The sequence below is a fragment of the Calidifontibacillus erzurumensis genome (assembly GCF_013303125.1).
GTDB classification, from domain to species: domain Bacteria; phylum Bacillota; class Bacilli; order Bacillales; family Bacillaceae_J; genus Calidifontibacillus; species Calidifontibacillus erzurumensis.
In genome coordinates this window covers 55,788-71,014 of sequence record NZ_JABTTE010000013.1, presented here as the reverse complement: position 1 = coordinate 71,014, position 15,227 = coordinate 55,788, and the positions used below count along the sequence as shown (strand labels likewise).

Annotated in this window: 8 protein-coding genes and 1 pseudogene; all 9 read left to right on the top strand. The window is 36.4% G+C overall.

Annotated features, from left to right (window positions below):
* The first annotated feature begins 519 nt into the window (after positions 1-519).
* The 9 genes and pseudogenes from HR057_RS10495 to ald all read left to right on the top strand — a co-directional run bounded on the left by HR057_RS10495 (position 520) and on the right by ald (position 15,219).
* Entirely contained in the window at positions 520-753 is a 234-nt protein-coding gene (locus tag HR057_RS10495; RefSeq protein ID WP_173731388.1) for a hypothetical protein, read from the top strand.
* Positions 740-1,306, top strand: a complete 567-nt coding sequence (locus HR057_RS10490; protein WP_173731387.1) for a nucleotidyltransferase family protein — start codon at positions 740-742, stop codon at positions 1,304-1,306. The genes HR057_RS10495 and HR057_RS10490 overlap by 14 nt, the downstream gene beginning before the upstream one ends.
* A 2,128-nt stretch (positions 1,307-3,434) precedes the next feature.
* The gene (locus HR057_RS10485) at positions 3,435-5,471 is read left to right on the top strand and encodes a hydantoinase/oxoprolinase family protein (RefSeq protein ID WP_173731386.1); all 2,037 of its coding nucleotides are present in this window, start codon (positions 3,435-3,437) and stop codon (positions 5,469-5,471) included.
* Positions 5,472-5,553: 82 nt separating this feature from the next.
* Positions 5,554-6,749, top strand: a pseudogene (locus HR057_RS17455) (ISL3 family transposase).
* A 239-nt stretch (positions 6,750-6,988) separates the two neighbouring features.
* Positions 6,989-8,968: a hydantoinase B/oxoprolinase family protein gene (locus HR057_RS10475; RefSeq protein ID WP_173731385.1), complete on the top strand. Its 1,980-nt coding sequence runs from the start codon at positions 6,989-6,991 to the stop codon at positions 8,966-8,968.
* Positions 8,969-9,113: 145 nt separating this feature from the next.
* Entirely contained in the window at positions 9,114-10,544 is a 1,431-nt protein-coding gene (locus HR057_RS10470; RefSeq protein WP_173731384.1) for an amino acid permease, read from the top strand.
* Positions 10,545-10,693: 149 nt separating this feature from the next.
* Entirely contained in the window at positions 10,694-12,328 is a 1,635-nt protein-coding gene (locus HR057_RS10465; protein WP_173731383.1) for a sigma-54 interaction domain-containing protein, read from the top strand.
* Between the two features lie 427 nt (positions 12,329-12,755).
* Complete coding sequence (locus HR057_RS10460) at positions 12,756-14,087, top strand: aminotransferase family protein (protein WP_173731382.1); 1,332 nt, start codon at positions 12,756-12,758, stop codon at positions 14,085-14,087.
* Positions 14,088-14,091: 4 nt separating this feature from the next.
* The gene (gene ald / locus HR057_RS10455; protein ID WP_173731381.1) at positions 14,092-15,219 is read left to right on the top strand and encodes an alanine dehydrogenase; all 1,128 of its coding nucleotides are present in this window, start codon (positions 14,092-14,094) and stop codon (positions 15,217-15,219) included.
* Positions 15,220-15,227: the final 8 nt, after the last annotated feature.

Sequence of the window (15,227 nt, the reverse complement as noted above, 5' to 3'; positions counted from 1 at the left end):
AGCCATTGAATAGATTTAGTAATAAAAAATGAATTTATGTTAGTTCGTTCATTAGAATTTTCCAATCCAATTTCCAGATAGAGGATTGTGATGAAAAAATGCATAACTTTTGAATACTTGCAAATAGAAATGATTTATAGTAGATGGCAAAAAATGGAAACAATTTTAAATAATTCGTTAAAAAATATTTTTAGCAACTCAACTTTAGCAGAGTGAAATTGGCAAATAAGTCTTTAATTGAAAAAAAGAAGGAAGAGAAACTATTAAAACAAATTTTGAGTCGATGGAAATATTTCCTTTCATTTACTTCACACATTTTGAAACAGTTGCACTGGTAGAAAGAAAATAAAAGAATGAAACAATGGGACGGTTGAAACAAGGAGTGTTCTAGTGTTTTCCTCTTCATGATCGGAGTCTTGGTTCTGGTGATAAGTAGGAAAACAACAGAGTTGTCCCTTGGTTTACTAGGAATTCCAACAAAAAAATGTTAAAATATAGGAAAATCGAGAGGTGGATGTAGTGAAAAAAATTGATTTTTCAGATATTGATAAATGGATTCAATCCAATAAGACTAATGTTGAACGGAAAATACTAAAAGAAAAATCTGACCAACGGACATTCCGAACAAGACCTAGAGATCCTGATGAAATTAAAATTCTAGATATACTTTCTAAAAAGAAGTGGGAAAAGGCAGAGCAGGAAGGAAAGGTTAAATATTTATCAGAACGAGTGTGGTATTATGAGCTTGATTGAAAAAGCAAAGGAACAATTACAAGAACTCCAGTCCGCCACTCAATTTGAGAAGATGTTAAAGGTAACGGCAATATTAACGTCTCTTTTAGAGGAAAAGAATCTTCATCCTATAATTGTAGGAGGACTTGCTGTTGAAATTTATACTAGAAGTGATTATACTACAGCGGATATTGATCTGATTATTAGTGATAGGGAAGCAGTTAATGATATTTTATTAGAATTAGGGTTTGTTAAAGAAGGAAGACATTGGTATCACGAGCGATTGTTGGTAAGTATTGAAATTCCTAGTGATATTTTAGAAGATGCGGATGACGAGAAAGTGATAGAGCTTTATCTTGAGGATGGTTATAAAGTATTTGTCATTGGAATAGAGGACATAATTTTAGACCGTCTTCGAGCATGTGTTCATTGGAAATCATCTTCAGACTGTGAATGGGGAAAACGGTTGTTACTTCTTCATTTTGACCGGTTAGATATTAATTATATGGTGAAACGAGCAAAAGTCGATAAAACTATTACCGTTCTGGAAGAATGGTTGCATAGCTTAAAATAGGAGGAAATATCCTTCCAATATTAGGTAGTGCAATAAGTATCTATATAGAGAGTAAGTGTTAAATCCCTTCATCTATACCGAAATTAATAGCTATGAGATAATCTCCTTACATTTTTTGAGGAGGTTTTTCTATGCCCAAATGCAATTCGGAATTACCTTTGGATCTGTACTGTTGCAGTCGTTGTAAAAGTATTGTTTACACTTCCACAACCCAAAATTTGGAAATAATTTCAAGTGCCTTTTTCGTAGAAAACATTAAATTTTCACGCCTGTTTTCACATTTAAATGAAAATGCAAGTATAGTACTACTTCATTACAAACTTATTTATTTTTTTAATCCAATCAATAAACATTTTTTCTAATTCATCCCTATTTTTGGAACAAGGTTGACTAAATAGAAATATTTCATCATTGTTAGAAGCAAACTTTTTTTGTAATTCTCCTTCGACATCATAAACATCCCAATCCCCATTTTCATTTTCATAAACGATCCCTTCATGAAAATCATCACCTATGAATACTGGAAGATAAAAGTGTTTTTTTTCTTTTTCAAATATTTCATCAAAATTAAGCCCTAGATTTTCGATGGTGTTTTTTAGATTTTTAAGCTGATTTTCTGTTAGCCGCAGCTGATACCCAATTGCTTTTTCTCTCCCTATTATCGAAAAGGAGTGAATAAACGATTTGTTATTATTGAATAAATTTGAAAACTGTAATAGTATATTTCAACCTGAATATGAGATTCTTTATTTTTATCCAAATAACACTTATAACCAAATAATTTTTGATTAGACATTACAATAATCCCCCAATGCGGTATTATTAATAGAAATACATTTCTGTTGATAGTTAATGAGGTAAGGGATTACTTAAACTTTCCCTAACCCTGTAAAATGTTACAAAATATTCCGTTTTATGTAAATATAAAATAATTAGACAAAAAAGTTGAGGAAACGACAAATTTAAAAGAAGAAATCTAAGTAAAACAAGAATATCCTCTGACACTTTTAAATAATTTCTATAAAAACATAAAATCTTTCATCTACAACATCGAATGAAAATAATTATCTCTCGTCCATAATGTTGAAACCGCAATAGTGAGTATATATAGTGGCTTTTAAAAGTGGTTTTAATGTAAACTCTCGCTTTATTTCCTTAAAAAAGCATGTAATATTTTCAAAGTCCTCCGGCAAGAGGACTGGATATCCTCCTGGATAATATGTAAAATTTTTTCATATTATCCAAGAGGATTTTTTTGATTTTGGAATTGATTTAGTCACCTACCATCAAAGGGGAAAAGCAAATAATTTTCCAATTATTACTATATGCAGTCATTGTCATGAGAAAGGAACGTTTCCCGAGAGTGTTTTTTATAATCGTTATGCTATTACAGACAAATCCACCACTATTTGTCGACTTAAATGCTAAAATTGAAGCTGTTCAAAAACTTTTTCGATGATTCCTTTCTAATCCCTTATTTCCAGCATACCATTATCGAATGTTTAAAAATGTTAACAGAAAAGAAAACATCCATGGTCTTGCGGCCGCAACCCGAATGAAAATAATTTCCCACCGTCGTATTTTCACAGAATTGATGAAGGAATTCATATCGAGCGGTTATTAAAGATCGGGTAGAAATGATAAACATGAAAGTTATGAACAAATTTCAATATGGGGCAGCGTGATGCAAAAATGCATAACTTTTGAATTCATGCAAATAGAAATGATTTATTGCAGAAAGCAAAAAAATGCAAAGACTTATAGAAAATTTACTTATTAATATTTTTAAATAACTTTAAGATAAATTTCCTTTTTTTCGATATAAATAAACAGACATGCTTACAACAGATAATGATTCGTTTGAAACATTAATTGTAATTAAAATTTACAGTCCTATTCTTTACAAAAGTTTTTAATAAGTTTTCTTATCGAGATAGATTTCTATATATAACATTCATGAACATTAAATGTTTTATTAATAAAGTAATTAAGAAATGGGCTGGTATAGTTGGCATTTGTTTTGCTTTATAATTTTGTGAACGATTTTTGGGTAATGAAATTCTAACGGTGGGTTTATAGCTCAATTTTGTAATTGAAATTTACAGAATATTTAGAAAGAAGGGGTTTTATGATTGCTGCTAAAAAACGTTTAGCAATTGATGTTGGAGGTACTTTTACGGATGTTTTTGTATTCGATGAGGAAACTGGAGAAATTTTTGTTACTAAAACATCATCAACTCCATCAAACCCTGAAAAGGGGATTTTAGAGGGAATTGCAAAAGCGAAAATTAATGGTAAACATATTAAAGTTTTTTCCCATGGGACGACGGTAGGTACGAATGCACTTATTGAAAGGAAATTGCCTAAAACAGCACTAATTACCACAAAAGGTTTCCGAGATGTAATTGAAATAGGCCGCGGTACTAAAGAAGATATTTGGGATACTTATAAAGATAAAGCAAAACCATATATTAAACGACGAGATCGTTTTGAAGTGACAGAGCGTACTGACTATGAAGGAAAAATATTGGTGCCCATCGATGAAAATGAAGTTCGTGAATTAGCTAGAAAACTAAAAAAGCGTGGAACAGAATCTATTGCAGTTTGTTTTATTAATTCTTATGTAAATGGTGAAAACGAAGCAAAAGTTAAAGAAATTCTTCAACAAGAATTACCTGGGGTATATGTTTGTATCTCAAGTGAAGTTTTACCTGAAATCTTTGAACATGAGCGTATGAGCACAACAATTATTAATGCTGTATTAGGACCGATCATGACTTCTTATATTAATAGGCTAGAAAAAGAAATGCATGAGCGTGGTTATAAAGAGGATATTTTAGTTTTACATTCAGGTGGCGGTGTAATGACATCAAGTACAGTTCCCCGTTATGCTGCACGTCTAGCAAGTTCAGGAATTGCAGCGGGTGCGATTGCAAGTAAACATATTGCTAAATTATGTGGTTATAACAATGCAATAGGTTTAGATATGGGGGGAACAAGTACCGATATTTCCTTAATGTATGATGGTGACATTCGAATAACGAAAGATTGGGCAATTGAATATGGTTATCCAATTGGGTTTCCGAGTATTGAAATTTTGACAATTGGTGCAGGTGGAGGAAGTTTAGCTTGGATCGATGAGGGCGGTTCATTACGAAATGGTCCACAAAGTGCAGGAGCTTCACCCGGTCCAGCATGCTATGGTCGCGGTGGTACGGAACCGACAAATTCCGATGCGAATTTAGTGTTAGGACGTTTAGGTGTTGAATTATTAGGCGGCTCTATGAAATTAGACGTAGAAAAGGCGAAACAAGCTGTACAAAAAATTGCAGATCAATTTGGTTATTCATTAGAAGAAGCAGCAAACGCAATCATTGAAGTAGCAAACGCGAATATGAGCGATGCGGTCAGATTAATTTCGGTTCGGCGAGGATTTGACCCAAGAGACTTCGCATTAGTTGCATTTGGTGGTGCAGGTCCATTACATGGTGCGCATTTAGCAAAAGAATTAAATATCCCGACTGTAATTATCCCGCCTCACCCAGGTGTAGCTGCAGCGATGGGATGTTTACTCGTTGATGTACGGCATGATATTTCGAAAACATATTTAAAGCAAGCTTCGGAAGTAACCTTGGATGATTTATTGAAGGAATATGAAAGCATGAAAGCTGAGGCAAGAGCACTGCTTAGAGAAGAAGGAATTCCAGAAGAACATTCAACCTTAATGAATTTTATTGATCTAAGATATCAAGGTCAATGGCGTTCGTTATCGGTACCAATTAGTGAAAGTAATTCATCTATAGAAGATATTTTAGAATTATTCCATAAAGAACATGAACGTGAGTTTGCTTATTCAGATCGGGAACAAAAAGTTGAAATTTATGGACTTCGTGTTACAGCCATTGGTACCGTTCCAAAACCTGAGTTTCCGAAATACGAACAAATCGGAAAAATTGAAGATGCAATTAAAGGGACGAGAGAAGTTTACTTTGATGGCAAATATGTTACAACGAATATTTATGATCGAGACAAAATTCCAGTCGAAGTTGAATTCATAGGTCCAGCTATTATTGAGCAGTTAGATGCAACAACAGTTATTCCTCCGAATTTTACAGCAAAGGTTGATGTATACAAAAACATTATGATTCTTCATCACTTTTGGTGATTTTACAGTAAAAAAGAAAACATTTTAGAATTCCTGGCAATAATGTTAGCTAACACACCACATTAATTAGGAGGTTTCTAAAATGTTTTCTGTACCACTAGAATTGCCAGAATTTAAAGTTATTAAACAAGAAATGCATTCTACTCATTATACCGTCCATGTTGAAAGAAAAGAGAAGGAGACACGCTGTCCCCAATGTGGCTTTTTCACCTCTTTCGTCCATGACAGGAGGACAAGAAAAGTACGTGATTTATGCATACTAAATAAGCCACTATATCTTTTGGTGTGTGTAAAACGGTACAAATGTGAAAACTGTCAAGAGATTTTTACAGAAACGTATGAATCCATTATGTCACGCCAGCACTATACCAATCGATTTCGACTTTTTCTGTATGAACAAGTCTTGGGAACAACCATTCAGGATGTCAGCCGTAAACATGGTATAGCTTATTCCACTGTAGAACGTATTTTTTATACGGTTGCCCAGGAAAAGGTGGACCTTCATGAAGAATATCTTGAAAAAATGCAGGACAAACAAGACATGGCCCTAAGTCTGGATGAAGTATCCGTCCGAAAAGGCCATAAATACGAAACGGTCCTCTTAGATGCCAACCTAGGTGCTGTCATGGGGATGGGCCAGAACCGCGATTATGAGTCAACGCTGAAGCTTTTAAACCAAAAAAGGTAGTGGCTTCTGACCGGGTAAAAACCATTGTCATGGATATGTGGGACCCTTTCCACAAGGCTGTCCGGAAGGCTTTTCCATGCGCCGATATTGTCATTGATAAATATCATGTGGTTCAAAAGGTAACTCAAGCTTTAGATCAAGTTCGTAAGAAAATTCCTGGCTTGAAAAAAAGTCGTTTCCTCCTCTTGAAAAGTTATGAAAACTTAAAAGAATATCAAAAAGAACAGTTAGATGAACTCTTGGAAACACATGATGAGCTGGCTTACAGCTATGGTCTGAAGGAACTGTTTCGGGACGTGTATAGATCCCCTGACTATGAGACAGCTCAAGTGCTCCTAACCGAGTGGATTCAATTCGCATGGAGTAGCCCTTTTCCGTCTTTTCATAAGGCCGCCAAGACACTGGAAAATTGGAAAGTGCAAATCCTGCAATACTTTAAGACACCTTTTACAAACGGAAGAACAGAAGGAACCAACCATAAAATTAAGAACATAAAACGCCGGGCTTATGGATATAGGAACCTACATCGATTTAGAACACGTGTATTTTTGGAATGTACAGGCAAAACTTATCAAGAACAGGCGTCCTAGCCCCTCCTTCTTCAGCATTATGGTGGATGATAGTTGGTGGAAAGGAAGCCGTCAAGGAAAGCACTTGACCGCTTCCTTTCCACCAACTGGCCGGTCTGTAAGCTGAAGAAGGAGAGATTGTGAGGGGCCATAATCTAGCTAACTAATTGCCAGAATTGTGCTTAAATCACAAACTATGGTGAAGAGACAACATTATTATTTCTGTAAATCAAGAATAGCTTCAGAAAGGTGGAATGGGTATGCTTTCTGCACAAAAACCGATTCAAATACAGGAAACAACTTTAGATCCTGTTACATTTGAAGTCTTAAAAAATGGTTTCGTGAACTTAGTCGATCAAATGGCAGAACAGATGTTAAGAACTTGCTATTCTTTTGTGATATATAATCGTGATTTTAGTTGTGCTCTTTGTGATGCAGAAGGAAATACGGTGATGCAAGGAACACAAGATATTTCGGTTCATGTAGGGACATTGCATTTAACGGCTAAAGCTGTTTTAGAAGATTTTAAGGGAGATATTCATCCGGGGGATGTTTTCTTAGTAAACGATCCTTATCGTGGTGGTACTCACTTTTGTGATACAAGGGTCATTTTACCTGTGTTTTATGAAGATCAATTAATAGCTTTCATGCAAACCAATGGACATTGGGCAGACGTTGGTGGTTCTAATCCAGGATCATTTGATGTGAAGTCTCGTGACCATTTTGGAGAAGGTATACGCATCCCGCCAGTTCGAATTTATAGCAAAGGTGAGTACTTATCTGATGTAGTCAATCTTATAATTTCGAATATGCGTGTGCCAAAGGAACGATTAGGTGATTTACGTTCACAAGTGGAAGCCGCAAAAGTTGGCCAAAAACAGTTGTTAGAATTGATTAAAAAATACGGTTTAGATACAGTTTTAACTGCGTTTAAAGAGGTGCAAGATTACGTTGAACGGTTAACGAGAAAAAAGATCGAGTCTTTGCCGGAAGGTACTTGGGAAGCGGTTGATTATATTGATATGGATCCTGAAGTTGGAGATGCGCTTATCCCAATTCGTGTGAAAATGACAATTAAAAATAATGAAATTTATTATGATCTAAGCGGATCTCATCCATATATTAGTTGTTTTCTAAATGCAGGCTTTGGTTCCGCTTTATCGGGATTATATGCAGGTACGAAAACATTTTTCCCAGAAGTACCACTAAATTCCGGATTTTATCGAGTTGTGAAAGCGTTTTTACCTGAAAATTCAGTAGTCAATGCTCCTGAACCTGTTGCTGTTACTGGATTCTGTTCAGGTGCTTTTGAAAAAATCATGAATGCATGTTTTGAAATTTGGTCTGAAATCATGCCAGAACGTGCGATTGCGTGTTCATTTAACTTGGAATACTTATTAATCGGTGGATATGATCGACGCAATACATCCAATAATTATTTTATGTGGTATGACTGGATGGCAGGCGGTCATGGAGGCCGTATAGACCGAGACGGGGCTAATGCAACATCACCGGTTTTTGGTGTAGGACTTAGTGTGCAGCCTTGTGAAGGACAAGAGCGTTTGTCACCAGTTATTACTACAAAACATGCTATTATTACCGACTCGGCTGGACCAGGAAAGTATAGAGGCGGGTGTGGTGTTGAAAAAGGAGGCGTTTTAACCGAAGTATTTGGTGGTGTTATGTCTTATTGTTGTGATCGTTCACGTTCCATAACATGGGGAATTAAAGGTGGTTTACCATCCATTCCGCAAGGGGCAATTTTACACCCGAATACTGAACAAGAACAATTTTTAGGTACAATTTTCTCTAATGTCAAAGTGAACAAGGGGGATTCGTTTACGAGGCCTTCAGCAGGTGGAGGAGGTTTAGGTGATCCGTTAGAACGTGATGTCAACGCCGTATTAGAAGATGTCATTGATGAGTACGTTTCAATCGAAAGAGCCCGAAAGGATTATGGTGTAGTTATTAAAGAAATTGATCGAGATCTTGATTTATTTGAAATTGACCATGAAGCTACTAAAAAAGAAAGAGAATACATTCGAAAAAATCGTAATGCTTGGCTTCATGTATGCCCATATGAAGTAGAAAAGATGTATAAAAACGGAGAAATTGACCAATTAGATGTCATTCGACGTTACGGGGTAATAATGGATTATACAACGAATCAAGTATTAATTAAATCAACCGAGCAGTATCGTAAATCGATGCTGAAACGTACATTGGCCTATTGGGATTAGCTTCGAACTTTTCGAAGCTTCCTTCACGCATTTTATGTAGAGGAGAAGTTCAAGCGAAATTCACTTGATTAATTTCCGAAAATTCCAAAAAGTATATAAGTTAAATTGAAAATTTATCACGTCGCTTTGATAAAGGAGGAGTTAAATGGGAAAATTACAAAACTCTTTAAAGACCCGGCACATTACAATGATTTCGATTGGTGGTGTCATTGGAACAGGCTTATTCGTTGGTACTGGTAAAAATATTTTAAGTACAGGTCCTGCAGTTATATTTTCCTACGGAATTGCCTGTTTGATTATTGTGTTAATTATGCAAATGGTTGGTGAAATGGCTTCAGGTGAATTAGCATTAGGGATGAAGCAAAGTGGTGACCCAGAGATGGGGACTTTTGCTTCCTATGCTTCTAAATATGTTGGAGAATGGGCGGGCTTTACCGTAGGCTGGCTATACTGGGCAAGTTGGGTATTCATTGTAGGCCTTGAAGCAGCATTAATTGGCGGGATGATTAATGCTTGGTTTCCGGTTATACCTGTTTGGGTCGGTTCAGTCGGAATTACATTGCTTATGACATTGATCAATGTATACTCTGTAAAAACTTTTGGTGAATTCGAGTATTGGGTCTCTTTCTTTAAAGTGACAGCCATTGTTGTGTTTTTAATTGTTGGTACGTTAATGATTTTAGGTGTATGGCCGACTTTTGAGCCAGAAGGATTCGGCATATTGTTTAATCATGGTGGTTTTGCTCCACAAGGGTTTGTTCCGATTTTAACTGCGATTGTGTTTGTTATTTTTTCCATTTGTGGTGCAGAAGTAGCTGCAATTGCAGCAGCTGAGTCCGAAAATCCAGCAAAAAATATTGTGCGGGCCATTCGCAACGTTGTATTCCGTTTAGGGTTATTCTTTGTAGGTTCGGTTACAATTATGGTTTTCGTTTTACGATGGAATGATGCGGAAAATTTAGCAGCACCATATGCGAACATTTTAAGGATGGCAGGGCTGCCTATTGCAGCTGAAATTATGCAAGTCGTTATTTTCGTATCATTAGTTTCGGTTTTAAACTCAGCATTATACACAAGCTCACGTATGTTATTAGAAATGTCGCGCCAAGGGGATGCCCCGAAATTTTTCTCGAGGATTAAAAATAAACGTGGTGCACCAGTACCTGCAATTATTGGCAGTACAATTGTGGCGTATATTTGTGCAATGCTATATTTTATTTCGCCAGATGTTATTTTCTACTTCCTAGGAAACTGCGTAGGCGGTTTAATGATTATCGTTTATATTTTCATTGCGATTTCACAAATCCGCTTCCGTAAAGAATTCATAAAGGCGAATGGACCTGAATTGCCGATTCGTATGTGGATGTTTCCTTATTTAACGTATGCAACGATATTCTTGCTTATCGCTGTTTATATTTGTCAAGTATTCATCGAAAGCTTGAAACCACAGTTTTATTTAAGTACGGCTGTGTTTCTTGTGTCAGTTGGATTATTTTTCTTTATGAGAAAGATGAAGCCAAGTCTATCGCAATCGAAGAATGAGGAAGTGGAAACGTTAGTATCTGAAGTAAATTAAGAGAGGTAAGAATCTGCTTCTATTGAATGTAAGCCTTTTCATTAGGTGGACATTTTAGATGCAGATTCTTTTTTTTATATTTGTGATTAACAGATGAGAGTCATAAAATAAATAGTAGGAAATAACTGGTGAAGGGAGATTAAAAATGGATGCATAAAACAGAGCATTTTTTTTATGTTCAAGAAAACGAGGTAAAGTTTTCAAGCAACCTTCCCATGGAACAAGTAGAAAAAATTTATGCACAATATGAGGAAGGCGTGGAGAATTACACTTCAGAAGATTTTTATGTTCATGTCATTCATTCGCCAACTGGGAAACTTTTTTACGCAAGACCCATTCAACAGTACAATGATACGGACATTTTAAATCCTCTATCTATGAAATTATTAAATTCTTTATCCGATGGAATTACGATTAGTAACAAGGACGGTAAAATCATCTTTCAAAACGATCTTGATATTGAAATTGTAGGGATTAACTGTATCAATCGATATGCAAAGGATTTAGTGGCCGAAGGGGAAATGAGCGATTCGTTAACATTGAAAGTGTTAGAAACAAAGGAAGATGTCACGATTTTTCAGACTTTTTTGAATAATAAATGTTTTTTAGTGACAGGAAAGCCAATTTTTGATGAGGTTGGGGAACTGCAATATGTGCTCATTATAACTCGGGATATGTCGAGGTTAAAAAATCTTGAGGAAGAAGTGAAAAAACTAGAAATTCAAAATGAGAGATTTAAACAAAGAATTGAAGAGTTGAATAATCAAGAGCAAAAGAAAATGAATATCGTTGCGGCATCTCCTGCGATGCAAAAAGTGTTAAAAAGAATTTTAAGAGTAGCTGAAGTAGATTCAACAGTTTTGATTGAAGGAGAGTCTGGTGTTGGTAAAGAGGAAGTAGCAAAACTCATCTATTTAAATAGCCGAAGAAATACAAAACAAATGCTAACGATTAACTGTAGTGCGATTCCAGAATCGCTGTTGGAATCGGAACTTTTTGGTTATGTGGAAGGGGCTTTCACTGGTGCAAAAAAAGGTGGTAAAGCGGGCATTTTCGAAACGGCTAACGGAGGTACGATTTTTTTAGATGAAATTGGAGAAATGCCCCTGCAATTGCAGGCAAAATTATTGCGGGTTTTACAAGAATCAGAGGTTCAGCGAATTGGAAGTACGAAGCCGATTCCTATTGATGTGCGAATCATTGCGGCAACCAATCGGAATTTAGCTGAAATGGTGCAACAAAGAAGTTTTCGTGAAGATTTATATTATCGTTTAAACATCATTCCGATCGAAATTCCACCATTGCGAGAGCGACGCGAAGATATTGTCCCCCTTGTTTACCATTTTTTAAGGATATTTGAACAAAGGTATCATATACATCGAACGCTTGATAAAGAAGCATTAAAGGTGCTGGAAGAGTATGATTGGCCAGGAAATGTACGTCAGTTAAAAAATATTATCGAACGGGTATCATTATTAGCGAATCAGCCGAAAATTACTGCCAGTATGATTCGAGAAGAACTAAAAGGAGCGACGAAAAAGAAGAGCAATAATATAGTAGGTCAACCACTATCAAAATCAATAGAAAGTAGCAATATGGACATTTCTCAATATACCGGATCACTGAAGGAGCAAGTGGCGGCCTTTGAAAAGGAAGTTATTAAAAAAGCATTGTCGCAGCATAAAAGTATAAGGCAAGCCGCTGAAGCATTAGGCTGCAATCAGTCTACATTAGTAAGAAAAATTCAACGTTATCAGCTAACGAAGAGTGTGGTGTATGAATAATTGAAAAAACAATGGTGAATTTTTGCATGAAGTGATGCAAAAATGCAATAATTGTTTATTTTAGCAAAGAGTATTCAAAAAAACCCAAAATAATTCAAAAATGCATAATGTATTTTGAAATAATAATGAAAAATGAAACATAGTTCGGTTGAATGTAGCTGTCTAGAAAGTGGGGAACTTTTTGGACAGTTTTTTATTGCTTAATTGATTAGACCTGAATTGACATCAACGAATGGAAGTCGTTTAAAGAGAACGCCTCGTCTTAAAATGTTTTTTCAATATCGTTTTTTGAGCTTGGAATAAGAAAATTTTTCATCACCAGTAACTTGGCATCAAACTTGCTTTTTATTTAGTAAACAATCCTGTAGTAAATGGAAGTTTTATTGTTTTGTTTCTAGCGTAAACTTACAAGAAAGAGGTTGATAGAATGACAGTTCAATTAGTAGAGCAATTAAAATCATTGGATCAAAAGCATTTCCTGCATCCTACATCCTCGATTGAGGAGCAACAAATCTATGGGCCAGCAGCCATATTTTGTGAAGGAAAAGGAATTTATTTAAAAGATTTAGGGGGAAAAACGTACATTGATGGGATGTCATCTTTATGGAATGTAAATATCGGCCACGGACGGACCGAGATTGCTGAAGTGGCGAAAGAGCAAATGGAGAAGCTAGCATTTAGTTCATGTTTTGCTACGTTTAGTAATGAGCCGGCGATTAAACTTGCAGCGAAAATTGCCCAGATGGCACCAGGGGATTTGAATACAGTGTTCTTTACGTCCGGTGGATCAGAATCTAATGATACAGCTATAAAACTTGCACGTCATTACTGGATTTTAAAAGGTCAACCAAATCGCCAAAAAATAATTTCCCGCACATTGTCGTACCATGGGGTCGCTTTCGGATCTACCAACGCAACAGGGATTGAAGGGTTTCGCAAATTTACTAACTCACCGGCACCGGACTTTTACTATGTAAATAAAGATTCAGCAGCGGAACTCCGAAAATTGATTCTAGAGCTCGGTCCAGAAAATGTCGCGGCGTTTATATCAGAGCCTGTCCAAGGTGCAGGCGGTGTCAATGTGCCAAAGCCGGATTATTTCAAAGAAGTGCGTGAAATTTGTGATGAATACGGTGTTTTATTTATTGCAGATGAAGTTATTACGGGCTTTGGACGTACAGGGAAAAACTTCGGCATCGAGCATTTTGGTGTAGTGCCAGATATGATGACTTTTGCAAAAGGTGTATCGAGTGGGTATGTGCAGCTTGGCGGGGTTTTGATTTCTGAAAAAATTCATAGAGATTTATGCGCATTATCAAAAGGGATCCTTATGCATGGCTATACGTATAGCGGTCATGCATTAGCTTGTGCTGTAGGATTGAAAAATATTGAAATTATTGAGCGGGAAGGTCTTGTACAAAATGCGAAAGAAATGGGCGAAGAGATGCTGAAAGGATTTCAAGCATTGCAAAAAAAGTATGATTTCATTGGAAAAGTGCGTACATTTGGTTTATTAGGTGCGATTGAATTTGTGAAAAATCGTGAAACGGGTGAACGGTTTGATCCGCTATTAAGTCCAATTGCAGTGAAGGAAATGGTCAAACGCGGATTAATTTTACGTACAGTGACATATGATCAAGATACGCTTGTTTTTTCACCGCCATTAATCATAACAAAGGATGAATTAAATGATATTTTACGGATCGTTGATGAAACATTGGCTTATTTACAAAATGAAGTTGTTGTAAAAGGAGTGTAATAACATGATTATCGGGATTCCAAAGGAAATTAAAGATAATGAAAATCGAGTAAGTCTAACACCAGCAGGGGTTTATGACTTAGTACAAAGGGGACACGAAGTGCTCGTTGAAAAGGGAGCAGGTGTAGGAAGCGGCTTCAGCGATGAGGCATATATCGCGGCAGGAGCGAAAATTGTTTCATCTGCAGCTGATGCTTGGGATGCTGAAATGGTCATGAAGGTAAAAGAGCCATTACCATCAGAATTTGATTATTTTAAAAAAGATCAAATCTTATTTACATTTTTACATTTAGCGGCAGAACCTCTATTAACGAAAGCTTTAATGGAAAAGGGAGTTATAGCGATTGCTTATGAAACGATTCAGCTAGCGAATGGAACATTGCCGATTTTAACACCGATGAGCGAAGTAGCTGGCCGCATGTCTGTGCAAATCGGTGCACATTTCTTAGAAAAACACGCTGGTGGGAAAGGAATGCTTCTAGGTGGTGTACCTAGTGTAGCACCAGCCAATGTAGTCATTATTGGCGGCGGTGTTGTAGGTACGAATGCAGCCAAAATGGCATTAGGATTAGGTGCAGATGTTACGATACTAGATACGAACGTTGAGCGATTACGTCAATTGGATGATTTATTTGAAGGGAAAGTAAGAACGTGTTTTTCAAATCTGTTTAACGTTGAAGAACAAGTGAAAAGAGCGGATTTATTAATTGGGGCAGTGCTCATTCCGGGAGCGCGCACACCTCGTATTGTATCAGAAAAAATGGTCAAACAAATGACACCGGGAAGTGTAATTATTGATGTTGCCGTTGATCAAGGCGGAGCTATCGAAACCATTGATCGAATTACAACCCATAGCAATCCGGTTTATGAAAAACATGGGGTCCTTCACTATGCGGTGGCCAACATTCCGGGAGCGGTATCACGTACGTCGACAATAGCTCTATCAAACGTCACCGTTCCATATGCGTTGCAAATTGCAAATAAAGGTTATGAGCGCGCTTGCTTAGAAAATACGGCACTTTTAAAAGGGTTAAATGTAATCGCTGGTCAAATTACTTATAAGGCAGTGGCTGAAGCGCACAATGTACCGTATACACCAGTTGAAAAATTGCTGGAAGTAACTGTAGGTTAGGAGGGATA

Coding starts and splice junctions, on each gene's coding strand:
- HR057_RS10485 (WP_173731386.1), top strand. CDS start 3,435: ATGATTGCTGCTAAAAAACGTTTAGCAATTGATGTTGGAGGTACTTTT.
- ald (WP_173731381.1), top strand. CDS start 14,092: ATGATTATCGGGATTCCAAAGGAAATTAAAGATAATGAAAATCGAGTA.
- HR057_RS10460 (WP_173731382.1), top strand. CDS start 12,756: ATGACAGTTCAATTAGTAGAGCAATTAAAATCATTGGATCAAAAGCAT.
- HR057_RS10470 (WP_173731384.1), top strand. CDS start 9,114: ATGGGAAAATTACAAAACTCTTTAAAGACCCGGCACATTACAATGATT.
- HR057_RS10475 (WP_173731385.1), top strand. CDS start 6,989: ATGCTTTCTGCACAAAAACCGATTCAAATACAGGAAACAACTTTAGAT.
- HR057_RS10465 (WP_173731383.1), top strand. CDS start 10,694: ATGCATAAAACAGAGCATTTTTTTTATGTTCAAGAAAACGAGGTAAAG.
- HR057_RS10490 (WP_173731387.1), top strand. CDS start 740: ATGAGCTTGATTGAAAAAGCAAAGGAACAATTACAAGAACTCCAGTCC.